The organism is Symbiopectobacterium purcellii, from assembly GCF_052050035.1.
In the GTDB taxonomy this organism is placed as follows: Bacteria; Pseudomonadota; Gammaproteobacteria; order Enterobacterales; family Enterobacteriaceae; genus Symbiopectobacterium; species Symbiopectobacterium purcellii_A.
This window is the reverse complement of sequence record NZ_CP189882.1, coordinates 5,127,801-5,148,923: the sequence shown is the minus strand read 5'-3', so window position 1 is coordinate 5,148,923 and position 21,123 is coordinate 5,127,801. Positions and strand designations below refer to the sequence as shown.

Sequence of the window (21,123 nt, the reverse complement as noted above, 5' to 3'; positions counted from 1 at the left end):
GGTAGGGCATTATGCCGCCTGTAAGTGCGTTAAAAATACCTCAATTGGAGAACGATAACCCAGCGATTTTCGGCCTCGCGTATTGAGCAGGTGTTCGAGTGCTGCAACCTTGCGATGGGTGACATAATTGAAGTCCGTTCCCTTCGGGTAAAAACGCCGTATCAGCCCGTTGGTATGCTCATTCAACCCGCGTTCCCAGGAATGATATGGCCGGGCAAAGTAGACCGGTGCCCCCGTGACTTTTGTAATTTCCCCGTGCAGGGAAAATTCAGAACCGTTGTCAGCAGTCAGGGTTTTAAACTCGCAGAAGGTATTGGCAACGATGTCCCTGAAGGCCGCTACCACTGTCTCTACTCGCTTGTTGGGCAGTTTGCGAATGATGACCAGCTTGACGGCTTTATCGACCACCGTCAGCAGGAATGATTTCTGATCTTTGCCAAAGATGGTGTCAATCTCGAAATGCCCGGGTTCCTGCTTGAGGTCAGCAACGGCCGGCCGCTGCTCAATGCCAACACGGTTGGGAATAGGACCGCGTTTGTTCTCATCGGTCTGATAGTTATACCGTTTACCCCGATGAGGGAGCTGCTGATATAGCCAACCGACTTAAAAATGATTACATCCTATGCCCTGATATGCGGCAAAAAAGCATAGCTGGCTGTTATCAAAATAATGTCGCTTGGCTATACAGCTCACCGCCGGCCCGGCGCTCCTGCTGGATATAGCGATAGAGCGAGTTCTTGCTGACGGACAGGCCAAATTCCAGGACCAGGCGCCCACTGATGACCTCAGGTGAGGTGTGGGTAGACAGCGCCGTTCTGATAAAGTCCTGAATGTGCGGTTCAAGCTGGTTAATCACGCTGTCCGGCCGTGTTTTCTGCCGCCGCCCTCTGGCCAACGTTTCGGCCCTTCTGCAGGAATAGACCCCGTTGAAAGCGGCGTCGGTATTGCGTCTGAGTTCCCTGCTGATGGTAGAACGAGGAAGCTCCAGTTCCCGGGCGATGGTGGCCTGGTTAACCCCATCACCACGCCGCTTTTCGATGTAGAACCGTTCTTTGTGAGTCAGATGTTTTCCCTGCATGCAACGGGATCTCCAGTAGGGCCAGAACGGTGATTTTATCCGACTCTGGCCAGTGGGTCACTTTGTTGCGTTTCGAGTGGGAATGGGGCACAGTACCTTCGAGCCGACACTGATCGGTAAGCACGAAAAGCAGCTTAACGGCTTCGATGACCGCATTATTTCTCTCTATTCCAGAGGGCTATCAACCCGTGATATTCAGGCTCACTTTAAAGAAGTCTACGGGGTCGATGTTTCCGCTGGCTTCATTTCTCAAGTGACCAATGCCGTGATGGATGACGTTAAGCGCTGGCAGCAACGGCCGCTGGATGCGTTTTATCCCATTGTTTATAGCCAACCGACTTAAAAATGATTACACCCTATGCCCTGATATGCGGCAAAGAAGCATAGCTGGCTGTTATCAAAATAATGTCGCTTGGCTATACCTTGACTGTATTGTGGTCAAAAGCCAGGACGGCGGAGCCGTGACCAACAAGTCTGTTTACTTGGCTCTAGGCATCAACGGCCAGGGCGAAAAAGAGCTGCTGGGGCTATGGATAGCCAAAACCGAGGGGGCCAAGTTCTGGTTATCTGTAATGACAGAACTGAAAAATCGTGGGCTACAGGACATCTTCATCGCCTGCTGCGATGGCCTGAAGGGCTTTCCTGATGCCATTGAAGCTGTTTACCCGCATACGCGGGTACAGCTCTGCATCGTGCATCAGGTGCGGAACTCGCTGCGCTACGTCGGCTGGAAAGAGCGTAAAGCCGTTGCTGCTGACCTCCGCACTATCTATAGTTCCGCAACGCTAGAGGGCGCTGAAGAGGCGCTGGATGCCTTCGCGTCCAAATGGGATGAGCAGTTCCCGACGATCAGCCCATCGTGGAGAAATAATTGGGAACGTCTCATCGTCATTTTTGATTTTCCGCCGGAGATTCGCAAGGTTATCTACACCACCAACGCGATAGAGTCGTTAAATGCTTCATTGCGCAAGATAACGAAAACGCGACGAATATTTCCAACGGATGACTCGGTGCTAAAATTATTCTATCTAGCCTTGCATAATATCTCGGCTAAATGGACCCTACCAGTCAGAGACTGGAAACCGGCTATGAGCCAATTCATGTTGATGTATGGAGATCGGATTTCCGGTTAAGCGATGGAGCCATTTACACGAAATTCTTTACAGACTCACGTTGGTAGCGCGTATTCTTGCATAAATTATCTTAACGGCTTTGTTGAATAATTTAACCGTTTGATTTACATCTTCTTTAGTTAGAATGCATTTACAGAGAATGTATTTTGTTAGAACGACAAATCAAATAGTTAGCACAATAAAAAGCATTCCGAGAGGAAAAATTAGTCGTTGAAATTTTATAATGCTTATATAAATCAGTATCTTAAATTATTCAACAAAGCCTATCTTAACGTCAAGATAATCATTTTCCATCCCAGCGCTGTCGTTTCGTGTCACAAACAAAAAAAATCCGCCATAATGGCGGATTTTCATACAACATCGCATTCTGGTTCAGAATCACGCTTCTGACCGCGCGACATACTTAGAAACGGTAGCCTACACCAACCGCCCAGGTGCCAACATCGATGCTACGGATACGGCTTTGCTCATAACCAACATCCAGGGCAACGTCCTGAATCGGGTTGAATTGCAGACCTGCACCGTAGGTGAAACCATAATCATCGTTATGGTTGTTGTCAGTACCGTCTACCGCATTGTGGGTGTATTTACCGTGGCTCAGGCCAATCACGCCATAGACGCTTGCCCAATCATTGATACGGTAAGCCGGGCCCGCAGTAAAGCCCATGTATTGGCCTTTATTGTAGTAACCGTCGTTGGACTGACTGTCTTCCAAATAGGTGAAGGAGCTGATCACGCCAACTTGGCTGTCATCAAACTCATAGCGATATTTAAGGTTAAAACCTTTCGCTTTGTTCACTACGCCCTGGGCATCACCCTGAGCATAACCGGCGGATACGGTACTTTGGCCGGCGAATGCGGAACCTGAGCTTACTGCAAATACGCAAGCCAGTGCGGAAAGACACGCAAATTTTTTCATATATTGCCTCGAATTCATCTTATGAAAGAAGTTTAAGCAGCATTAATATAACAAAAAAAACCTGATGTGCTGCCCATTAAATATTTATCAAACCGCTTATAGATGTAACAAACATTTTCAGGGAATAGATAAATCGATAATTTTTAATCACAAAAAAACACTCACCACGAAACTAAAATTAATTCCCACCCGACAGTAAAATACAGACAAATCTTAATTCTGCGTTCAGTTAATATACAGCCTGCTATTCATCCCGCACTGCAAATAAATATATCGTAAATAAAAGTCAATTAAAGTAAGCGCAGTGCCGACAAATTCTTTACACTAGGCTGTGTCCCTTAATTGCTTGAGCTATAGTATCCATATGTTTCTAAAACACTTTGAATTATGGCTCGCTACGATCTTTCTGATGAAGCATGGGCAATCATTGAGCCCTTGTTACCAACCGTTTTGACATCTCCGCAGGCAGGCCGGCCATGGGCAGAACATCGCAAAATCGTCAACGGCATGTTCTGGATACTGTGTTCAGGTGCCCCATGGCGTGATTTACCTGAACGTTACGGCCCATGGAAAACCGTTTATAACCGTTTCAATAGATGGTCAAAGTCTGGAGTTATTAACATTATTTTTAATAGGTTACTTTCATTTCTTGATGCTCATGGACTTGTTGACTGGTCAGCCATTGCGCTGGATGGCAGCAATATCCGTGCGCTCAAATGTGCGGCTGGCGCTCAAAAAAACATCCCGATATTACCAACGATAACAGCCTGGGTCGCTCACGAGGTGGTTATGGCACCAAAATCTACATGGCGAATGACGGAAGCGGCATCCCGCTAAATATCGTACTGAGTGCTGGGCAGGCTCACGAAAGCCTGTTCGCGTTACTCAGGCCCCATTCCCAGTCGAAACGCAACAAAACGGTAGGGCATTATGCCGCCTGTAAGTGCGTTAAAAATACCTCATTTGGAGAACGATAACCCAGCGATTTTCGGCCTCGCGTATTGAGCAGGTGTTCGAGTGCTGCAACCTTGCGATGGGTGACATAATTGAAGTCCGTTCCCTTCGGGTAAAAACGCCGTATCAGCCCGTTGGTATGCTCATTCAACCCGCGTTCCCAGGAATGATATGGCCGGGCAAAGTAGACCGGTGCCCCCGTGACTTTTGTAATTTCCCCGTGCTGGGAAAATTCAGAACCGTTGTCAGCAGTCAGGGTTTTAAACTCGCAGAAGGTATTGGCAACGATGTCCCTGAAGGCCGCTACCACTGTCTCTGCTCGCTTGTTGGGCAGTTTGCGAATGATGACCAGCTTGACGGCTTTATCGACCACCGTCAGCAGGAATGATTTCTGATCTTTGCCAAAGATGGTGTCAATCTCGAAATGCCCGGGTTCCTGCTTGAGGTCAGCAACGGCCGGCCGCTGCTCAATGCCAACACGGTTGGGAATAGGACCGCGTTTGTTCTCATCGGTCTTATAGTTATACCGTTTACCCCGATGAGGGAGCTGCTGATACAGCTCACCGCCGGCCCGGCGCTCCTGCTGGATATAGCGATAGAGCGAGTTCTTGCTGACGGACAGGCCAAATTCCAGGACCAGGCGCCCACTGATGACCTCAGGTGAGGTGTGGGTAGACAGCGCCGTTCTGATAAAGTCCTGAATGTGCGGTTCAAGCTGGTTAATCACGCTGTCCGGCCGTGTTTTCTGCCGCCGCCCTCTGGCCAACGTTTCGGCCCTTCTGCAGGAATAGACCCCGTTGAAAGCGGCGTCGGTATTGCGTCTGAGTTCCCTGCTGATGGTAGAACAGCCGAGCGCCAGCCAGAGCGCGACGTTACGCCTGCCAATCTGGACATACTGCAAACCATCAGCGACATGCTCACATCCATGGATAAAACGTGGGACGACGACCTGTTGCCGCTGTGCTCAAAAATATTCCGGCGTGAACTGCGTGAGGCGAAGGATTTAACAGAGGTTGAGGCGGTTAAGGCTCTAGGGTTCCTGAAAAATAAGGCGGCAGCATGACACCAGAAATCATCATGGAGCGCACAGGGATAGATGTGCTGCAGGTTGAGCAAGGAAGCTATGACTGGCAGCGCCTGCGACTGGGGGTGATCACCGCCTCAGGCGTGCATAACGTTATTTCAAAACCACGCAGCGGGAAGAAATGGACGGACATGAAAATGTCCTACTTCCTGACGTTATTGGCGGAGGTTTGCACTGGCGTAGCGCCAGAGGTTAACGCTAAGGCGTTGGCATGGGGTAAAGAGCATGAGGACGACGCCAGAACGGTTTTTGAGTTCACAGCAGGCGTTACCGTTGCATCTGCGCCAATCATCTATCGAGATGAGGAAATGCGCGTGGCGTGCTCTCCTGATGGCCTATGCAGTAATGGATTCGGACTGGAGCTTAAATGCCCTTTCACCTCTCGCGATTTCATGCGGTTCAGGCTTGGCGGATTGGATGCCGTCAAGTCAATGTACATGGCTCAGGTGCAATTCAGTATGTGGGTAACTGGAAAGGATGCATGGTATTTCGCTAATTACGACCCGCGCATGAAGCGTGAAGGTATCCACCATGTTGTTATTGAGCGCGATGAAACCTACATGAGCGACTTTAACGAAATGGTTCCTGACTTCATCGAGAAGATGGATTTATCACTTAATGAAATCGGATTCAAATTCGGAGAACAGTGGCGTTAACCATATGCGAGGCTGATATGGAAAATAATACTGACGACATAAAAGTCGGCGGCACGAAAATCAGATATTACGACTCATACGGAGCATGGTTGCTCCCTGATAAAACTTTCACAAATAACCCACTTAAAGCCCAGCGCGCTGCCGAGGAAATAGAAAATAAACGACACAAACCGAAACTGGCATGGGAGATTTGGGAAATTCAGTTCGTGATGGAGAAAAAGCGGGATTGCAATTTCAGAAGCGTCGCAATGAAACTAGACAGGGATGTTCTCGACGTCAAACAACTGGTAACAGCTATCAGGGCGGATTAATCCCATGACTAACCTCTACTTAACAGCGGCTAATAAAGCCGCTTCACTCGAACGCGGCGTGGCGTTCCAGTCGAAATCGAAACTGGTCGCCAAGCTTGCCGCCGATGGACGACTGGAACACCGGAAAGAAAGCCAGCAATCGGCGTGGGGGCTGATGACGTGGGAGCATTACGCTCTAACTCACGCTGGACGTATTGCTTACTGTAAAAGCTGTGATGATGCGGGGGGTGATAATGTCTGACTCGCCAGAAAACGACATCATTTCTGATGCTGACATTGAAACGCTGACCGGTTATAAAAACCCATCAAAGCAATGCAGATCCTTGCGTGATGCTGGTATATTTTTTATAACTCGGCGTGATGGTCGCCCTCGAACAACGTGGGAGCACTTCAACAACCCATTGTCGCAACGTCAGAAAATAATCGGTTGTGGCAATCCTGAGCCAAACTTTGGAGCACTCGATTAATGCCAAAAGCCAGAAAAAACAAAGAAGATACATGGATGCCTCCGAGGGTATACCTCGGACGTTCAGCGTATGAATATCACCCTAAAGGCGGCGGGAATATCCGCCTGTGTGACAAAACCAGTACCCAAGCGCAGGTGTGGACTGCATGGGAAGCACTTATCAATGATCGCCCAGATGATTCATTGTTTTCTGGATTAGTCGAGCGTTTTTTCAAGTCAGGTGATTTTTATGAATTGGCACCTGAGACGCAGAAAGACTACCGTAAATACTCCGCTAAAGTTCTCGCGGTTTTTGGACAAATGCCCTCTGATGCTATAAAGCCTGAGCACGTACGCCGATATATGGATAAACGAGGTGTTAAAAGCCGCACGCAAGCCAACCGGGAAAAGGCTTTTATGTCACGCGCCTATCGTTGGGCATATGAGCGAGGCATGGTCAAAGGGAATCCTACCAAGGGTGTAAGGCAATACAAGGAGGTGAGCCGAGATCGATACATCACGCACGAAGAATATCAAGCGCTCTATTCTGTTGCACCGGATGTAGTGAAGGTTGCCATGGAGCTTGCCTACCTTTGCTGTGCACGTCAAAACGATGTATTGGAAATCAAAAAGGGCCAAATATTGGATGACGGCATTCTGATTAAACAAAGTAAAACAGCGGTAGCACAAATTAAAGCATGGAGTCCTCGCCTGGAAACCGTTATGAAACTTGCGCAATCACTGCCTCTGAATGATGGAATGAGTAGCCTGTACGTTATCCATCAACCAGCCGGAGGAAAATACACCCGTGATGGTTTTAACAGCCGCTGGCGCAAAGCAAAGCAAGAAGCAAAAGAGCGTTTTCCCGCACTGAGCTTTGACTTTACGTTCCACGATCTAAAGGCCAAAGGAATTTCAGATTTGAAAGGCAATCTCTATGAGAAACAAGCTATATCGGGTCATAAAAACATCGAACAAACCGCCCGGTATGACCGAAAGATAGCTATTGTTCCGGTTGTTGGTGGGCAGTGACGACAGCAATAATATTATGAAAGGATATTATGAAATGGTGGTTGTTGAAGAAAAAAAGCCACCTTGCGGTGGCGTAATAATATTTATAACTAATTGTTTTTATTAACTTAAATGATGGTGCCCGGGGCGGGACTTGAACCCGCACAGCGCGTACGCCGAGGGATTTTAAATCCCTTGTGTCTACCGATTTCACCACCCGGGCGAAAATTGGAGGCGCGTCCCGGAGTCGAACCGAGGTGGGCGGATTTGCAATCCGCTGCATGGCCACTCTGCCAACGCGCCTTTATTCTGCTTATCGGCCCGCTGCTTTAGGCCGAATCAATAATCTCTTACTTATAACTTATTGATTAAATAAGATTTTTTCATTTACGTTTAAGGAATGGACGCTATTATGGACTGGTTACGTGCTGATGGCAAGCCCTTTGTCGCCGGGATAAAACCGAATGCTCAAAAGCTCACCACGACCGCTCATTATTTGCAACTCTCGCTGCATTTAGCAGCAAAATGGCTGTTTAGTCGACAAATATGCACTAGTCTAGACCGCAGAAACATCATTACTCGGACTCAGCGGCAATGTCGGACAGCGACCAAAGCGTACAACATCCGCCACTGCCCGTAAACCCGGCGACTGGGATTGATACTGCACCAGCAATTTCAGTGGTGTCGACATGGTCACTGTCAGTAACCGTTGTCGTGGTTAAGCGCATGTTCAATCATCGAGCCTGCAATGCGCGATGAATTGCTTTATAATCTGTCTATGCCAGATAGAACACCCGTGTCTATTCACCGCGCTAGGCTGTGTCCCTTAATTGCTTGAGCTATAGTATCCATCTGTTTCTAAGACACTTTGGATTATGGCTCGCTACGATCTTTCTGATGAAGCATGGGCAATCATTGAGCCCTTGTTACCAACCGTTTTGACATCTCCGCAGGCAGGCCGGCCATGGGCAGAACATCGCAAAATCGTCAACGGCATGTTCTGGATACTGTGTTCAGGTGCCCCATGGCGTGATTTATAGCCAAGCGACTTAATTTTGATTACACCATATGGACTGAGAACAAACTCTCTGTATCGCAACCCATCTCTCTTTTTTTGCTTTTTGCTTGTGCCCATTTATGCTCAATTGGGTTAAGATCTGGCGAATATGTAGGCAAATACTCCACCATATACCCTGCATCGATGATGACTTGTTGAATATTATGTTTTTTGTGAAAAGTGGCATTGTCCATCATGATTACACTGTTTTTAGGGAGTACTGGGATAAGGACTTGTGTGACCCAGGCATAGAAAACATCGCTGTTAATATTGATATCAAATAATCCGATAGCAAACAGCGTTGTGCCTAATAAAGCGCCGATAACATTTGTTCTTCCCCTAGCTCCCCAGTTCTTCAGGCCAAAACACCGTTGACCTTTTGGGGAATAGCCGTGAGTCCGTGGGGCATCGTGTGAAAAACCACTTTCATCAATAAAAACAATAGGTTTACCTTCTTTTTCATACTGTTGTTTTTTTTGTTGAAATCCCTGCCGGGCGTTTTCGTCGGCTTTCGGATGACGTAGAGTTTTTTTTATAGGTCAATCCCAGCTTTTTAAGCGCTTGCCAAATGGCCTTCTGACAAACGCCAAAACGCTCTGCACGTTCTTTTTGGTAAGCATCTGGATATTGTTCAACATCTTTTATCAACTCGGATTTATCGATCTTTCGCTGACGCGTGGTCGATGCTTTTGACTCTATTTGATTAATCCAACGCGATACAGAGGCAGGGCCAATCCGAAATTGCTTCGCTGTTTCTCGGATACTCAACCCTTCGTTTTTCCGTGTAGATATCACTTTACGTCTAAAATCAATTGAATAGCTCATTTAAATAATGTAATCAAAATTAAGTCGTTTAGCTATACCTGAACGTTACGGCCCATGGAAAACCGTTTATAACCGTTTCAATAGATGGTCAAAGTCTGGCGTTATTAACATTATTTTTAATAGGTTACTTTCATTTCTTGATGCTCATGGACTTGTTGACTGGTCAGCCACTGCGCTGGATGGCAGCAATATCCGTGCGCTCAAATGTGCGGCTGGCGCTCAAAAAAACATCCCTATATTACCAACGATAACAGCCTGGGTCGCTCACTAGGGCCCCATTCCCACTCGAAACGCAACAAAGCGGTAGAGGGTTATGCCACCAGTAAGTGCGTTAAAAATACCTCATTGGGGGAACGATAGCCCAGCGATTTTCTGCCCCTTGTATTGAGTATGTGTTCGAGTTCGGCAATCTTACGATGACTGACCTGACTGAAGTCTGTTCCCTTTGGGTAAAAACGTCGTATCAGCCCGTTGGTGTGCTCATTCAAGCCCCTCTCCCAGGAATGATAAGGATGGGCAAAGTAGACCTGCGCCCCTGTGATTTGAGTAATTTGCTCGTGCAGAGCGAATTCAGGGCCGTTATCAGCTGTTAGGGTCTTAAACTTGCAAAAGGTATTAGCTTCAATGTCCCTGAAAGCAGCAACCACAGTCTCCGCACGCTTATTAGGCAGTTTGCGAATGATGACGGTTTTCAATGCTTTATCTACGATGGTTAACAAGAATGACTTCTGGTCTTTGCCAAAAATAGTGTCAATTTCGAAGTGGCCAGGCTCCTGTTTAAGCTCGGCTTGAGCTGGGCGATACTCAATACCAACACGGTTGGGAATAGGGCCTGATTTGAGGTTTTCGGCATTGTACCTGTAACGTTTTCCCCGATGAGGAAGTTGCTGATATAGCTCCCCGCCAGCCTGTCTCTCCTGCAGGATATAGCGATATAGCGTATTCTTGCTGACAGATATACCGAATTCCAGGTGCAAACGGCCACTGATGATTTCAGGTGAAGAGTGAGTGGAAAGCGCCTGCCTGATGAAGTTCTGAATGTGTGGCTCCAACGGGTAAAAAGCATTGTTTGGCAGAGGCTTATGACGGCGTTCCCGGGCCAGAGTGTCCGCCCTTCTACAGCAGTAGACACCATTGAAAGTAGGGTCGGTATTGCGTCTGAGTTCCCTGCTGATGGTCGAGCGAGGCAGAGCAAGCTCTCTGGCGATGGTAGCTTGGTTGACACCTTCACCACGCCGCTTTTCGATGTAGAACCGTTCTTTGTGAGTCAGATGTTTTCCCTGCATGCAACAGGCTCTCCAGTATGGCCAGAACGGTGATTTTATCCGACTCTGGCAAGTGGGTCACTTTGTTGCGTTTCGAGTGGGAATGGGGCAGGGCTGATGCAACCGACGGATGGCAGCATCGACTTTGCTGGCGTTCGGGTCGCTGAGGCGCGTTTTAGCGCACCGCCGGAGCAACGTGATTTAGGCATGGTTTTTCAGGATTATGCGTTATGGCCGCATATGACGGTGCGTGAGAACGTTGCCTTTCCGTTGAAGATGCGCGGACTAAACGCGGCGTGCCGTAAAGAGAAAACGGATGCCGCTTTGGAGCGTGTTGGGCTGTATGCCTTGGCCGATCGCTATCCCGCCGCGTTGTCGGGTGGGCAACAACAGCGCGTCGCTTTGGCGCGTGCCGTCGTGGCTGAGCCACGAATCCTGCTGTTCGATGAACCGCTTTCCAATAAGCGTGTTGCTTAATAGTGAAATAAGGGTGTTTCGGTGATTGAAGTAAATTTTACGCTGTTCTGAGATGGAAATTCCAAAGACCGGCGCTAAGGAGTAAGAAGGTATCATCAATAAAGGGTCTACGATTCCGTAAAATTTGGGTCATGCAACCGAGGCGCTTGATACCCGCGATGGCGTGTTCAACTGTAATACGGATGCCCGAGATTATTTTATTTTCTTGTTTTTGTTCAGGCGATAAAGGTCTTTTTCGAGTTCCTTTTTTTGGGATTTGTGTATTAGGATGCTGTTTATCTATACCTTGAAAACCGGTATCTGCCCAGATGGTTACCTCAGGAGGAATATGGCGAATTATATCGACTTTATCGAGTAAGCGTTTATCGTGACGGCGCCCATTTTTGCTCATGGGGATAAATCCAATTTGCCTTGTTTCGTCAGTCATAATAAGCCCTTTTCGAGTGGTCTGTCTTTTCTTTCCCGAATACATTTTTTTTCGCCGACGCAGATTCTTAGGCTTTTGGACAGGTCGCTCTGTCCCATCAATAAAGACGTCTTTAACTCCAGGAAAGGCGCGAAAAAATTCCTCAGCAGAGCGAATTTGACGAGCGGGCAAAACACATTCTCGCCCCAAGGTCATCTCTAAAACCGGCAATAATATTTTTACCCAGCGACATACCCGTGTTCTATCTAAACCAAAAAGAAGTCCTTGCAAATCATAGGTCGGATAACATTTTAAATACAATAAAATAAAAAGCAGTTTATCTAATGGGGTTGGGATAAATCCTTTCTGCCCTGCACCCATCTGCCGCTCGTGATCTTTTCGATTCTTTTTCCGATAAATCAAATAACAAGCTGAAAATTCAGCGGCTAAATTTTTCAATTCTTCGACTGATAATCCAATGATTGCTTTACATAAACGATTATCTCGTAACAACCGCTCTTTGTTGATCATTTCAAACCTTTATTCTCTAAGTTAAACCTCTTTTTATTCTCAATAGCCTGACAAAAAATGCAAGTCTCTATTCAGCAACTAGTTTAATCTTGATCGCGATCTCCGTGAGTCACTCAGTAAAGAGATGTCGGTGTTATAGCCAAGCGACTTAATTTTGATTACACCATATGGACTGAGAACAAACTCTCTGTATCGCAACCCATCTCTCTTTTTTTGCTTTTTGCTTGTGCCCATTTATGCTCAATTGGGTTAAGATCTGGCGAATATGTAGGCAAATACTCCACCATATACCCTGCATCGATGATGACTTGTTGAATATTATGTTTTTTGTGAAAAGTGGCATTGTCCATCATGATTACACTGTTTTTAGGGAGTACTGGGATAAGGACTTGTGTGACCCAGGCATAGAAAACATCGCTGTTAATATTGATATCAAATAATCCGATAGCAAACAGCGTTGTGCCTAATAAAGCGCCGATAACATTTGTTCTTCCCCTAGCTCCCCAGTTCTTCAGGCCAAAACACCGTTGACCTTTTGGGGAATAGCCGTGAGTCCGTGGGGCATCGTGTGAAAAACCACTTTCATCAATAAAAACAATAGGTTTACCTTCTTTTTCATACTGTTGTTTTTTTTGTTGAAATCCCTGCCGGGGGCTTTGTTGAATAATTTAACCGTTTGATTTACATCTTCTTTAGTTAGAATGCATTTACAGAGAATGTATTTTGTTAGAACGACAAATCAAATAGTTAGCACAATAAAAAGCATTCCGAGAGGAAAAATTAGTCGTTGAAATTTTATAATGCTTATATAAATCAGTATCTTAAATTATTCAACAAAGCCCCTGCCGGGCGTTTTCGTCGGCTTTCGGATGACGTAGAGTTTTTTTTATAGGTCAATCCCAGCTTTTTAAGCGCTTGCCAAATGGCCTTCTGACAAACGCCAAAACGCTCTGCACGTTCTTTTTGGTAAGCATCTGGATATTGTTCAACATCTTTTATCAACTCGGATTTATCGATCTTTCGCTGACGCGTGGTCGATGCTTTTGACTCTATTTGATTAATCCAACGCGATATAGAGGCAGGGCCAATCCGAAATTGCTTCGCTGTTTCTCGGATACTCAACCCTTCGTTTTTCCGTGTAGATATCACTTTACGTCTAAAATCAATTGAATAGCTCATTTAAATAATGTAATCAAAATTAAGTCGTTTAGCTATACTTCGTCAGCTAGGCACGACAGCGGTGTATAGCCAAGCGACATTATTTTGATAACAGCCAGCTATGCTTCTTTGCCGCATATCAGGGCATAGGATGTAATCATTTTTAAGTCGGTTGGCTATATGTCACGCACGACCGCGAAGAGGCGAACACCATGGCGGATGCGGATGCGACCTTATCCGCGGGTCAACTGGTCTCCGTTTCCACGGCTTTGTTGAATAATTTAAGATACTGGTTTATATAAGCATTATAAAATTTCAACGACTAATTTTTCCTCTCGGAATGCTTTTTATTGTGCTAACTATTTGATTTGTCGTTCTAACAAAATACATTCTCTGTAAATGCATTCTAACTAAAGAAGATGTAAATCAAACGGTTAAATTATTCAACAAAGCCCGTTTCCACCTTAGATGCAGAGTAGGGGAGTTATACGATGAACATGAACACGGCTTTGTTGAATAAATAGATATTATTCTGCGCAGCCATAAAGGCTGCGGATTCCCTTGAGGTAAAATCAGTATGTTACATCTAGAGCGTAGTGATGCATCCCGGAGCGATCAGCATTTTAATCCAAAAAAGGCGTGTCATAACAGCATTATTCCCTATTATTCAACAAAGCCCATGAACACAATAAACAGCAGCACCGTTTATCTCAGTAAAACGTTAACAGCGGGAGTATAGCCAACCGACTTAAAAATGATTACATCCTATGCCCTGATATGCGGCAAAGAAGCATAGCTGGCTGTTATCAAAATAATGTCGCTTGGCTATATTAACAGGTATGGCGCTTTCTTTGGCCATGGCAAGCGGCACTGCGCTACTGACAGGGATTGTCGGCACATTGGTTGCCTGGTTGGTAACGGTGAGACGCGTTCGCGGTGCAGCGCTATTGGGTGGCCTCTCTCTGTTGCCTGTGGCGCTTCCTGGCATTGTGGTTGGTGTGGGGCTGATATTGGCGTGGAACCGAAGCTTTTGGCCGGTTACGCCCTACAACACTTGGGTGATTCTCCTGTTGGCGTACAGTTGCTTACTGTTGCCTTATCCCATCCGCTATGTGAGTGCGGCATTACGCCAACTTGGCCCTAACCTGGAAGCTGCTGCACGCGTTCACGGCGGCTCGACGTTGAGGGCATTGCGCTACGTGGTGGCACCGCTGGTCTTCCCCAGCTTGCTGGCGGCGATGTTACTGGTGTTTGCCGTAGCCGTTCGTGAGTTGGTGACCTTATTGCTTTTGGCTCCGGCAGGGGTGCAAACCACTGCGATCTTTATCTGGCGACAGTTTGAGCAAGGGTCTGTAGGGCAGGGAATGGCGATGGCAACGGTGGCAATGACGGTAAGTCTGGCAACCATGCTGTTGGGGATACATTTGTATCAGCGTTTTCAGCCGGGGGAATAAGAATCTGGCTGTAGGCTAAAAGCAAAAACGCCCCTGATTGCTCAGGGGCGTTCTTTTATATGGCGGTGAGAGAGGGGTTCGAACCCTCGATACGCTTTCGCGTATACACACTTTCCAGGCGTGCTCCTTCAGCCACTCAGACACCTCACCGGGGGTTACCGTTCAAGTGCAACGGGGCGGTACTATAGGGAGTCGACCGCTTTCGGTCAAGCAGAATTTTATGGATTTCACGCATCTGATTACACAGTAAACTAGTTGCTGAATAGAGACTTGCATTTTTTGTCAGGCTATTGAGAATAAAAAGAGGTTTAACTTAGAGAATAAAGGTTTGAAATGATCAACAAAGAGCGGTTGTTACGAGATAATCGTTTATGTAAAGCAATCATTGGATTATCAGTCGAAGAATTGAAAAATTTAGCCGCTGAATTTTCAGCTTGTTATTTGATTTATCGGAAAAAGAATCGAAAAGATCACGAGCGGCAGATGGGTGCAGGGCAGAAAGGATTTATCCCAACCCCATTAGATAAACTGCTTTTTATTTTATTGTATTTAAAATGTTATCCGACCTATGATTTGCAAGGACTTCTTTTTGGTTTAGATAGAACACGGGTATGTCGCTGGGTAAAAATATTATTGCCGGTTTTAGAGATGACCTTGGGGCGAGAATGTGTTTTGCCCGCTCGTCAAATTCGCTCTGCTGAGGAATTTTTTCGCGCCTTTCCTGGAGTTAAAGACGTCTTTATTGATGGGACAGAGCGACCTGTCCAAAAGCCTAAGAATCTGCGTCGGCGAAAAAAAATGTATTCGGGAAAGAAAAGACAGACCACTCGAAAAGGGCTTGTTATGACTGACGAAACAAGGCAAATTGGATTTATCCCCATGAGCAAAAATGGGCGCCGTCACGATAAACGCTTACTCGATAAAGTCGATATAATTCGCCATATTCCTCCTGAGGTAACCATCTGGGCAGATACCGGTTTTCAAGGTATACATAAACAGCATCCTAATGGCTTTGTTGAATAAATCAGAATTAGCCGACAGGATGACTCCCTCTGCTACACCTGTTATCCTATCCTGACGCTGTGTGGCATACCCAACAACGTCATACGGTTCAGCGCTTTGACCATCGGTATGGCTTCACCTACTTGAGCCTCATAGTCACGCAGGCTCAGATGGCCACCCAGCAAAGTTTTTATGCGGAACATCGCTGTTTCTGCCACTGAACGCCGGTGATAACCCACTTTCTTTTTCCACATATCATTACTCCCGCTCAGACGCTGATTCGCCACCGCATGGTTACGTTCATGGTACTTGTCCGGCCAGTATTTGGCTCCGCTTCGCGGCGGGATAAGGGGCCTGATTTTCTTTCTTAGCAACGCATCGTGGCAGTAACGGGCGTCATAAGCACCGTCTGCTGACACTTCCCTGATTTTTCGGTGGGTTTGGTTAATCAGGCCCGGCAGTGCCTGCGCATCTGTCGTTCCGCTGAGCGATAAGTCGGCACAGATAATCTCATGCGTCGCACTGTCTGCTGCCAGATGAAGCTTGCGCCACACTCTTCGTCTGTCAGCCCCATGCTGCCTGACTTTCCATTCACCTTCGCCAAAGACCTTCAGACCGGTACTGTCGATGACCAGATGCGAGATTTCACCACGCGTTGGCGTTTTTATGCTGATACTGACGGTTTTTGCCCGCCGACTGACCAGAGAGTAGTCCGGGCAGCGCAGTGGCAGGCTCATCAGTGTAAAAACCGAGTCGACAAAGCCCTGTAATGCCCGGAGCGACAGGTTAAACACGCGCTTTATCATCAAAACCGTGGTAACAGCCATATCGGTGTAGTAAAGCGGCCGACCACGACCTTCAGGCGAAGCACTGTCAGTCCATGCAGCGATGGCCGACTCATCAAGCCAGACCGTCAGGGAGCCGCGTTGTCTGAGTGCTTTGTTGTAGGTGGGCCAGTTGGTGATTTTAAACTTTTGCTTTGCCATGGGGAGCTGCTATCGGGAGCGATGATATAGCCAAGCGACATTATTTTGATAACAGCCAGCTATGCTTCTTTGCCGCATATCAGGGCATAGGATGTAATCATTTTTAAGTCGGTTGGCTATAGTGCTTTGATCCGGCGATCCCCTGAAAGTTCGATTTATTCAACAAAGCCACTCCTTAGCGCCGGTCTTTGGAATTTCCATCTCAGAACAGCGTAAAATTTACTTCAATCACCGAAACACCCTTATTTCACTATTAAGCAACACGCTTAGTGAACGCCTAAGGGGAAATGGGCTGAATAGAATGTGATAACACGGCGATCGACATGTGAAAAGCGCTGGCTGGTGCATAAAAAAACCGCAAGTGTTTCCACCTGCGGTTGATAAACCGATACCGCAACTTTCCCTTTAGGGGAATTATGCCAGCAGCGATTTGATAAAGCTGGTCAGTTCTGCATCTTTGCTGTTGGCAAAGAAGTATTCCTGGAATTTAGCACCAGAAATAGCACCTTTAACCAGATCCTGATCCAGACCTTTCAGGATTGAGATCAGATCGTTATAGGTAACTTCTTTCACTGCGTCCAGGATCTTCTTGTTACGCTGTTGCGGAACAACGCGGTCGCTCGGGTAGCCACGGCCACCTTCTTCTTTGAACGGTTGAGTGAACAGGTTTTCCAGGTTCAGCTCAGCGCCCCAGCCGAAGCCTTTGGCATACGGCAGAGAAACGGCGTTACCGTTGTTGATCTGGGAGAACAGGTACGCATCGGACGGGTCAACAACCAGACCACAGATCACACCCGGGAAAGATTTACAGGCCAGCATCGCGCCCTGGCCAGTACCACAACCGGTTACCACGAAAGCGGTGCGTGTCAAGGTAGTTGTCGCCCCAGTTGATTCATACGGCCTGTTTTTCCCGTTCCGGATTTAGCCACACTTCGTCCTGCCGCTCCCAGTTTCTTGTTGGCCCTGACCAACGATGCGGGTTCTGCATTTTTGCTGCCTCATACACCGATTTTCGCTTTACCAGCAACTGGCTGTCTTCGCCTCTGTGCCGCTGGCCCGGCGTGACATACCGGATACCGCTATGGCGATGTTCCTCGTTGTACCAGCCGACGAAGGTTTCCACCCAGGCTCGCGCATCTTCCAGCGTTGCAAAGCCTTTTTCAGACCATGCAGGCACGTATTTCTGCATCCTGAACAGCGATTCCACGTGGGCGTTGTCGTTGCTTACCCGCGGCCGACTGTGTGACGGGGTTATCTTCAGCTCCGCAAGCTTCACCTGCAGTACCTGTGACTTCATCGGTGCACCGTTATCCGCATGCAGTACCAGCGGCTCCTGCCAGCAGCGCTCGCTCAGCACCGTTCGCTTCAGCAGTTCTGCTGCATACTCGCCGCTTTCGACCGGGTACACCTCATAACCCACTATTTTGCGACTGAACACATCTTCTATGAGATACAGGTAGAACCAGTGACCCGCCGTCAGCGACTTCAGCCAGGTGATGTCCCACGACCACACCTGGTTCGGCGCGATCGCCTTCCATGTCGACAGCGGCTTACTTTGCGGGGCCTGCTGACGCCCGCGATGACTGACCTCTCCGGCACGGCGCAACACCCGGTAAAACGTCGATTCACTGGCAACGTAACGCCCCTCATCGGCTAGTGCCGGTACGATTTGCGCCGGCGACAGACTGGCGAATCGTGGCTCATGGCAGATGGCCAGCACCTGCTGTTCCGCTTCAGCACTGAGCCTGTTTTTCGGCATCGGCCGTGATGCCGTCGGTCGCCGGTCGTCAGGACTTAGCCGCCAGCGCTGGAACGTCCGCTCGCTAATACCTACAGACCTGCAGGCATCGCTTTGCCGGACGCCGGCAGTGGCAGCCTCCTCCAGCATCTTCATCAGCCGTAACCTGTCGGCTGTGCGCGTCATTCGACCTCGCGTTCTTCGTCGAAGAACGCCTTGAGCTTTTTTTCCAGGATGAGCAGTGCCGCCGCTTCGGCGAGGGCTTTGTCCTTGCGGGCTATTTCACGATTAAGCTGCTGAATTTCTTTTTGCTGTTTCTTTATTAAGGCTCTTTCTGCACGCTGACCTGGCTGCATAAACTCGTCCTTCCACTGCTGAATCTGTTCAGGATAGAGGCCTTTACGGCGACAGTATTCAGCCACAGCATGAGCAGAAAGCGGCGCGGTTTCAACGATAACGGCGAAGCGCGCATCCTGAGACCACTCCAGGTGGAGTTTACTCTCACTGGCTGCCGACTGAGTCGGAATTCCAGCCTGAGACCGCCAGCCATAAAGCGTATTGGCGGGATATCTGGTAAATAGACTGACTATGCGGCGGCAACATTCTGGCGATCACAGCCGCTTTACGTTCTGGCGAATAGCTTCCCATGAACAGCTTCTCCAGCCCCCTAGATTTTTTTCACTCAGAGGCGACAACTACCCTGACATGGGGGGAAATCAGCAGCACCAGAGTTCAGCAGGATAGCTGCCAGAATACCGTTCTGGATGTAGGTCAGTTGTGCAGCGTCATCAACGGCGTACTGACCGTAGTTGTATATGGTGTGACCTTGCGGTGCAACGGCTTTAGTCAGCGCTTCGGCAATAATAGCGTTCTTGGCAGCCTGGCTGTTCTCGTTAATCAATGCAATTTTCATGTTCGTTCCTTTATTGTGATGGACAAATAAAAATACTAAAAACTATTTCATTTTGATGGGTGTAGTATGCTTTGTCAAAAATAAAGCGCAAATCATCCCAGCGCAGAATTGCCAAACCGGGCCTGTGCCACATTTTCATTGTTATACATTACCTGACAAACAACCAGCACAAGAGGCTCTACTATGCATAGATACAGGTACCGCTCGCCTGACGAGCGCAGATGATATAGCCAAGCGACATTATTTTGATAACAGCCAGCTATGCTTCTTTGCCGCATATCAGGGCATAGGATGTAATCATTTTTAAGTCGGTTGGCTATAATGCGCTGGTGTCCATGCTGCAATTCATTGCCAATGAAGATACGTTGCAAGGATTGGTATTCTGGACCATGGGCAGTCTGGCCCGCGCCTCATCGGAAAAGCTAGGCATACTGCTGCTGGCACTGGCGATATTAATGCCGCTGTCGTTTATGAGTTCATGGAAACTCACCGCCTTACGCCTTGGGGAAGATCGCGCTACCAGTTTTGGCATCAACGTGCGCCGCTTACGTCTGACGACGCTGCTGCGCATCAGTATCCTCTCTGCGCTGTCGGTGGCGTTTATCGGCCCGATCGGTTTTATTGGTCTGGTTGCGCCACACATCGCCCGCATGGTATTCGGCGAAGAACACCGTTTCTATCTGCCCGCCAGCGCCCTGATTGGTGCGCTGGTGTTATAGCCAACCGACTTAAAAATGATTACATCCTATGCCCTGATATGCGGCAAAGAAGCATAGCTGGCTGTTATCAAAATAATGTCGCTTGGCTATAATTGCACTGGTCAAGTAAATCAGGACACTTTTTTCTCAGCCATTTGTTCATAACGCACCGGAGACAGATCACCGTTAGCGGCATGATGCCTCTCTAGGTTGTAGTAGCGGATATACGTCGCCACATCCTGCTCCATGTAAGCCCGTGTTGGCTGGGGTACCAGCAGCAACCATTCATGTTTCAGACTGCCCCAGAAGCGCTCCATCACCGCATTATCCCAGCAGGCACCCACGTCTCCCATACTGCTCCTCAGCCTGTAGCTGCTCAGCAGCGCCTGAAAGCGTTGTCCCGTGTACTGCGCCCCCCTGTCCGTATGCACCACCAGGCCCGGCGGGGGAGTTCGCAGGTTATATGCCTTCATCAGGGCCCCGCAGACCAGCGATGAGGTCATCCGTCTGTCCACCTGCCAGCCCACTATCTGCCGGGAGTACAAATCCATAATAGCCGCCAGATACAGCCAGCCTTCACCGGTCTTCAGATACGTGATGTCACTCGCCCACACCTGATTTGGCCCCGGCGGGTTAAAATTCTGGTTCAGCAGGTTTGGGGCCACCTCTGCACCCGGGCGGGGTTTTGTCGTGACCTTATATAGCCAACCGACTTAAAAATGATTACAGCCGATGCCCTGATATGTGGCAAAGAAGCATAGCTGGCTGTTATCAAAATAATGTCGCTTAGCTATAAGTCCGGCGCTGTTGGCAGACCAGCCCCTCTTCCTGCATGAGTTTCCTCACCCGCCAGCGGCTGATTATGATGCCTTCTCCACGAAGCCTTTTGACCAGCGTCCGGCTTCCTGCTCCCTGCCTGCTGGCGGCGAACAGCGCCTTTAACCTGACCCGGACCTCCACGTCTTTTTGCAGCGGTTCGGCGGGCTTTTTTCGCCATGCATACCAGGCAGAGGCTGTCACAC

18 protein-coding genes, 3 tRNA genes and 13 pseudogenes are annotated in these 21,123 nt (G+C 48.2%); 14 read left to right on the top strand and 20 right to left on the bottom strand.

Annotation, left to right across the window (positions count from 1 at the left end; all coding sequences use genetic code 11):
• Positions 1 to 9: 9 nt before the first annotated feature.
• Both ACQGXV_RS34960 and ACQGXV_RS34955 read right to left on the bottom strand, forming a co-directional pair.
• Positions 10 to 534 (bottom strand): annotated as a pseudogene (locus ACQGXV_RS34960) (IS30 family transposase); the annotation flags it as partial.
• 127 nt (positions 535 to 661) lie between these two features.
• Entirely contained in the window at positions 662 to 1,078 is a 417-nt protein-coding gene (locus tag ACQGXV_RS34955) for a transposase (RefSeq protein WP_440864582.1), read from the bottom strand.
• 94 nt (positions 1,079 to 1,172) lie between these two features.
• On the opposite strand from ACQGXV_RS34955, the pseudogene ACQGXV_RS34950 reads away from it, so the two are divergent.
• A pseudogene (locus ACQGXV_RS34950) lies at positions 1,173 to 2,211 on the top strand (IS256 family transposase); the annotation flags it as partial.
• A 403-nt stretch (positions 2,212 to 2,614) separates the two neighbouring features.
• On the opposite strand, the gene ompX reads toward ACQGXV_RS34950, so the two are convergent.
• Entirely contained in the window at positions 2,615 to 3,130 is a 516-nt protein-coding gene (gene ompX / locus ACQGXV_RS34945) for an outer membrane protein OmpX (RefSeq protein ID WP_440864581.1), read from the bottom strand.
• 387 nt (positions 3,131 to 3,517) lie between these two features.
• On the opposite strand from ompX, the pseudogene ACQGXV_RS34940 reads away from it, so the two are divergent.
• A pseudogene (locus ACQGXV_RS34940) lies at positions 3,518 to 4,011 on the top strand (IS5 family transposase); the annotation flags it as partial.
• 47 nt (positions 4,012 to 4,058) lie between these two features.
• Here the strand turns inward: ACQGXV_RS34940 and ACQGXV_RS34935 are convergent.
• Positions 4,059 to 4,985 (bottom strand): IS30 family transposase, encoded by a 927-nt coding sequence (locus tag ACQGXV_RS34935; RefSeq protein ID WP_440864580.1) that lies wholly within the window; start codon positions 4,983 to 4,985, stop codon positions 4,059 to 4,061.
• Between ACQGXV_RS34935 and ACQGXV_RS34930 the strand changes: the two are divergent.
• The 6 genes and pseudogenes from ACQGXV_RS34930 to ACQGXV_RS34905 form a co-directional block, all read left to right on the top strand.
• Positions 4,929 to 5,147 (top strand): annotated as a pseudogene (locus tag ACQGXV_RS34930) (recombinase RecT); the annotation flags it as partial. The gene ACQGXV_RS34935 and the pseudogene ACQGXV_RS34930 sit on opposite strands and share 57 nt — an antisense overlap.
• On the top strand, positions 5,144 to 5,824 hold the full coding sequence (locus ACQGXV_RS34925; protein ID WP_440864579.1) for a lambda exonuclease family protein: 681 nt from the start codon (positions 5,144 to 5,146) through the stop codon (positions 5,822 to 5,824). The pseudogene ACQGXV_RS34930 and the gene ACQGXV_RS34925, both read left to right, overlap by 4 nt.
• Positions 5,825 to 5,841: 17 nt before the next feature.
• On the top strand, positions 5,842 to 6,135 hold the full coding sequence (locus ACQGXV_RS34920) for a DUF1317 family protein (RefSeq protein WP_440864578.1): 294 nt from the start codon (positions 5,842 to 5,844) through the stop codon (positions 6,133 to 6,135).
• A gap of 4 nt (positions 6,136 to 6,139) precedes the next feature.
• Positions 6,140 to 6,376 carry a hypothetical protein gene (locus ACQGXV_RS34915; protein WP_440864577.1) on the top strand — a complete coding sequence of 79 codons (237 nt, stop codon included), beginning with the start codon at positions 6,140 to 6,142 and terminating at the stop codon, positions 6,374 to 6,376.
• Complete coding sequence (locus tag ACQGXV_RS34910) at positions 6,369 to 6,602, top strand: DUF4224 domain-containing protein (protein WP_440864576.1); 234 nt, start codon at positions 6,369 to 6,371, stop codon at positions 6,600 to 6,602. The genes ACQGXV_RS34915 and ACQGXV_RS34910 overlap by 8 nt, the downstream gene beginning before the upstream one ends.
• A complete protein-coding gene (locus tag ACQGXV_RS34905; RefSeq protein ID WP_440864575.1) occupies positions 6,602 to 7,612 on the top strand; it encodes a tyrosine-type recombinase/integrase in 1,011 nt (336 codons plus the stop codon). Before ACQGXV_RS34910 ends, ACQGXV_RS34905 begins: the two co-directional genes overlap by 1 nt.
• Before the next feature lie 115 nt (positions 7,613 to 7,727).
• Here ACQGXV_RS34905 and ACQGXV_RS34900 read toward each other — a convergent pair.
• A tRNA-Leu gene (locus ACQGXV_RS34900) sits at positions 7,728 to 7,814 on the bottom strand.
• A gap of 6 nt (positions 7,815 to 7,820) precedes the next feature.
• Positions 7,821 to 7,894, bottom strand: a tRNA-Cys gene (locus ACQGXV_RS34895).
• Between the two features lie 572 nt (positions 7,895 to 8,466).
• Here ACQGXV_RS34895 and ACQGXV_RS34890 point away from each other — a divergent pair.
• Positions 8,467 to 8,628 (top strand): annotated as a pseudogene (locus tag ACQGXV_RS34890) (transposase); the annotation flags it as partial.
• A 22-nt stretch (positions 8,629 to 8,650) separates the two neighbouring features.
• Here the strand turns inward: ACQGXV_RS34890 and ACQGXV_RS34885 are convergent.
• Both ACQGXV_RS34885 and ACQGXV_RS34880 read right to left on the bottom strand, forming a co-directional pair.
• Positions 8,651 to 9,184 carry an IS630 family transposase gene (locus tag ACQGXV_RS34885; protein WP_440862665.1) on the bottom strand — a complete coding sequence of 178 codons (534 nt, stop codon included), beginning with the start codon at positions 9,182 to 9,184 and terminating at the stop codon, positions 8,651 to 8,653.
• Positions 9,108 to 9,473 carry an IS630 transposase-related protein gene (locus ACQGXV_RS34880; protein WP_440862584.1) on the bottom strand — a complete coding sequence of 122 codons (366 nt, stop codon included), beginning with the start codon at positions 9,471 to 9,473 and terminating at the stop codon, positions 9,108 to 9,110. The genes ACQGXV_RS34885 and ACQGXV_RS34880 overlap by 77 nt, the downstream gene beginning before the upstream one ends.
• 34 nt (positions 9,474 to 9,507) lie before the next feature.
• Between ACQGXV_RS34880 and ACQGXV_RS34875 the strand changes: the two are divergent.
• A pseudogene (locus ACQGXV_RS34875) lies at positions 9,508 to 9,746 on the top strand (transposase); the annotation flags it as partial.
• 38 nt (positions 9,747 to 9,784) lie between these two features.
• Here ACQGXV_RS34875 and ACQGXV_RS34870 read toward each other — a convergent pair.
• Positions 9,785 to 10,759 (bottom strand): IS30 family transposase, encoded by a 975-nt coding sequence (locus ACQGXV_RS34870; RefSeq protein ID WP_440863778.1) that lies wholly within the window; start codon positions 10,757 to 10,759, stop codon positions 9,785 to 9,787.
• Between the two features lie 87 nt (positions 10,760 to 10,846).
• Between ACQGXV_RS34870 and ACQGXV_RS34865 the strand changes: the two are divergent.
• Positions 10,847 to 11,200, top strand: a pseudogene (locus ACQGXV_RS34865) (ABC transporter ATP-binding protein); the annotation flags it as partial.
• 52 nt (positions 11,201 to 11,252) lie between these two features.
• Here ACQGXV_RS34865 and ACQGXV_RS34860 read toward each other — a convergent pair.
• The 4 genes from ACQGXV_RS34860 to ACQGXV_RS34845 form a co-directional block, all read right to left on the bottom strand.
• Positions 11,253 to 12,152, bottom strand: a complete 900-nt coding sequence (locus tag ACQGXV_RS34860) for a transposase family protein (protein ID WP_440862939.1) — start codon at positions 12,150 to 12,152, stop codon at positions 11,253 to 11,255.
• A gap of 158 nt (positions 12,153 to 12,310) precedes the next feature.
• Positions 12,311 to 12,817, bottom strand: a complete 507-nt coding sequence (locus ACQGXV_RS34855) for an IS630 family transposase (RefSeq protein WP_440867802.1) — start codon at positions 12,815 to 12,817, stop codon at positions 12,311 to 12,313.
• 148 nt (positions 12,818 to 12,965) lie between these two features.
• Complete coding sequence (locus tag ACQGXV_RS34850) at positions 12,966 to 13,331, bottom strand: IS630 transposase-related protein (RefSeq protein WP_440864574.1); 366 nt, start codon at positions 13,329 to 13,331, stop codon at positions 12,966 to 12,968.
• A 727-nt stretch (positions 13,332 to 14,058) separates the two neighbouring features.
• Positions 14,059 to 14,208, bottom strand: a complete 150-nt coding sequence (locus ACQGXV_RS34845; RefSeq protein WP_440867846.1) for a hypothetical protein — start codon at positions 14,206 to 14,208, stop codon at positions 14,059 to 14,061.
• On the opposite strand from ACQGXV_RS34845, the pseudogene ACQGXV_RS34840 reads away from it, so the two are divergent.
• Positions 14,141 to 14,764, top strand: a pseudogene (locus tag ACQGXV_RS34840) (ABC transporter permease); the annotation flags it as partial. The gene ACQGXV_RS34845 and the pseudogene ACQGXV_RS34840 overlap by 68 nt on opposite strands.
• Before the next feature lie 60 nt (positions 14,765 to 14,824).
• Here the strand turns inward: ACQGXV_RS34840 and ACQGXV_RS34835 are convergent.
• Positions 14,825 to 14,914 (bottom strand) — tRNA-Ser (locus ACQGXV_RS34835).
• 183 nt (positions 14,915 to 15,097) lie between these two features.
• On the opposite strand from ACQGXV_RS34835, the gene ACQGXV_RS34830 reads away from it, so the two are divergent.
• Positions 15,098 to 15,787, top strand: a complete 690-nt coding sequence (locus ACQGXV_RS34830) for a transposase family protein (protein ID WP_440864573.1) — start codon at positions 15,098 to 15,100, stop codon at positions 15,785 to 15,787.
• Positions 15,788 to 15,828: 41 nt separating this feature from the next.
• Here ACQGXV_RS34830 and ACQGXV_RS34825 read toward each other — a convergent pair whose 3' ends face one another.
• The 5 genes and pseudogenes from ACQGXV_RS34825 to ACQGXV_RS34805 all read right to left on the bottom strand — a co-directional run bounded on the left by ACQGXV_RS34825 (position 15,829) and on the right by ACQGXV_RS34805 (position 19,747).
• On the bottom strand, positions 15,829 to 16,752 hold the full coding sequence (locus ACQGXV_RS34825) for an IS5 family transposase (RefSeq protein ID WP_440864572.1): 924 nt from the start codon (positions 16,750 to 16,752) through the stop codon (positions 15,829 to 15,831).
• Between the two features lie 414 nt (positions 16,753 to 17,166).
• Positions 17,167 to 17,607 (bottom strand): annotated as a pseudogene (locus tag ACQGXV_RS34820) (RpiB/LacA/LacB family sugar-phosphate isomerase); the annotation flags it as partial.
• Positions 17,608 to 17,644: 37 nt separating this feature from the next.
• Positions 17,645 to 19,138: pseudogene (locus ACQGXV_RS34815) on the bottom strand (IS3 family transposase).
• Between the two features lie 64 nt (positions 19,139 to 19,202).
• Positions 19,203 to 19,403, bottom strand: a pseudogene (locus ACQGXV_RS34810) (hypothetical protein); the annotation flags it as partial.
• Between the two features lie 92 nt (positions 19,404 to 19,495).
• Positions 19,496 to 19,747 (bottom strand): hypothetical protein, encoded by a 252-nt coding sequence (locus ACQGXV_RS34805; RefSeq protein WP_440864571.1) that lies wholly within the window; start codon positions 19,745 to 19,747, stop codon positions 19,496 to 19,498.
• On the opposite strand from ACQGXV_RS34805, the pseudogene ACQGXV_RS34800 reads away from it, so the two are divergent.
• Positions 19,721 to 20,119 (top strand): annotated as a pseudogene (locus ACQGXV_RS34800) (FecCD family ABC transporter permease); the annotation flags it as partial. The gene ACQGXV_RS34805 and the pseudogene ACQGXV_RS34800 overlap by 27 nt on opposite strands.
• 113 nt (positions 20,120 to 20,232) lie before the next feature.
• Here ACQGXV_RS34800 and ACQGXV_RS34795 read toward each other — a convergent pair.
• Positions 20,233 to 21,043 (bottom strand): annotated as a pseudogene (locus tag ACQGXV_RS34795) (IS3 family transposase); the annotation flags it as partial.
• Between the last annotated feature and the right edge of the window lie 80 nt (positions 21,044 to 21,123).

Bases quoted from the DNA above. Each gene is read 5' to 3' on its own strand.
- ACQGXV_RS34850 (WP_440864574.1), bottom strand. From the start codon at position 13,331: ATGAGCTATTCAATTGATTTTAGACGTAAAGTGATATCTACACGGAAA.
- ompX (WP_440864581.1), bottom strand. From the start codon at position 3,130: ATGAAAAAATTTGCGTGTCTTTCCGCACTGGCTTGCGTATTTGCAGTA.
- ACQGXV_RS34955 (WP_440864582.1), bottom strand. From the start codon at position 1,078: ATGCAGGGAAAACATCTGACTCACAAAGAACGGTTCTACATCGAAAAG.
- ACQGXV_RS34825 (WP_440864572.1), bottom strand. From the start codon at position 16,752: ATGGCAAAGCAAAAGTTTAAAATCACCAACTGGCCCACCTACAACAAA.
- ACQGXV_RS34830 (WP_440864573.1), top strand. From the start codon at position 15,098: ATGATCAACAAAGAGCGGTTGTTACGAGATAATCGTTTATGTAAAGCA.
- ACQGXV_RS34870 (WP_440863778.1), bottom strand. From the start codon at position 10,759: ATGCAGGGAAAACATCTGACTCACAAAGAACGGTTCTACATCGAAAAG.
- ACQGXV_RS34860 (WP_440862939.1), bottom strand. From the start codon at position 12,152: ATGATCAACAAAGAGCGGTTGTTACGAGATAATCGTTTATGTAAAGCA.
- ACQGXV_RS34915 (WP_440864577.1), top strand. From the start codon at position 6,140: ATGACTAACCTCTACTTAACAGCGGCTAATAAAGCCGCTTCACTCGAA.
- ACQGXV_RS34910 (WP_440864576.1), top strand. From the start codon at position 6,369: ATGTCTGACTCGCCAGAAAACGACATCATTTCTGATGCTGACATTGAA.
- ACQGXV_RS34925 (WP_440864579.1), top strand. From the start codon at position 5,144: ATGACACCAGAAATCATCATGGAGCGCACAGGGATAGATGTGCTGCAG.
- ACQGXV_RS34905 (WP_440864575.1), top strand. From the start codon at position 6,602: ATGCCAAAAGCCAGAAAAAACAAAGAAGATACATGGATGCCTCCGAGG.
- ACQGXV_RS34880 (WP_440862584.1), bottom strand. From the start codon at position 9,473: ATGAGCTATTCAATTGATTTTAGACGTAAAGTGATATCTACACGGAAA.
- ACQGXV_RS34920 (WP_440864578.1), top strand. From the start codon at position 5,842: ATGGAAAATAATACTGACGACATAAAAGTCGGCGGCACGAAAATCAGA.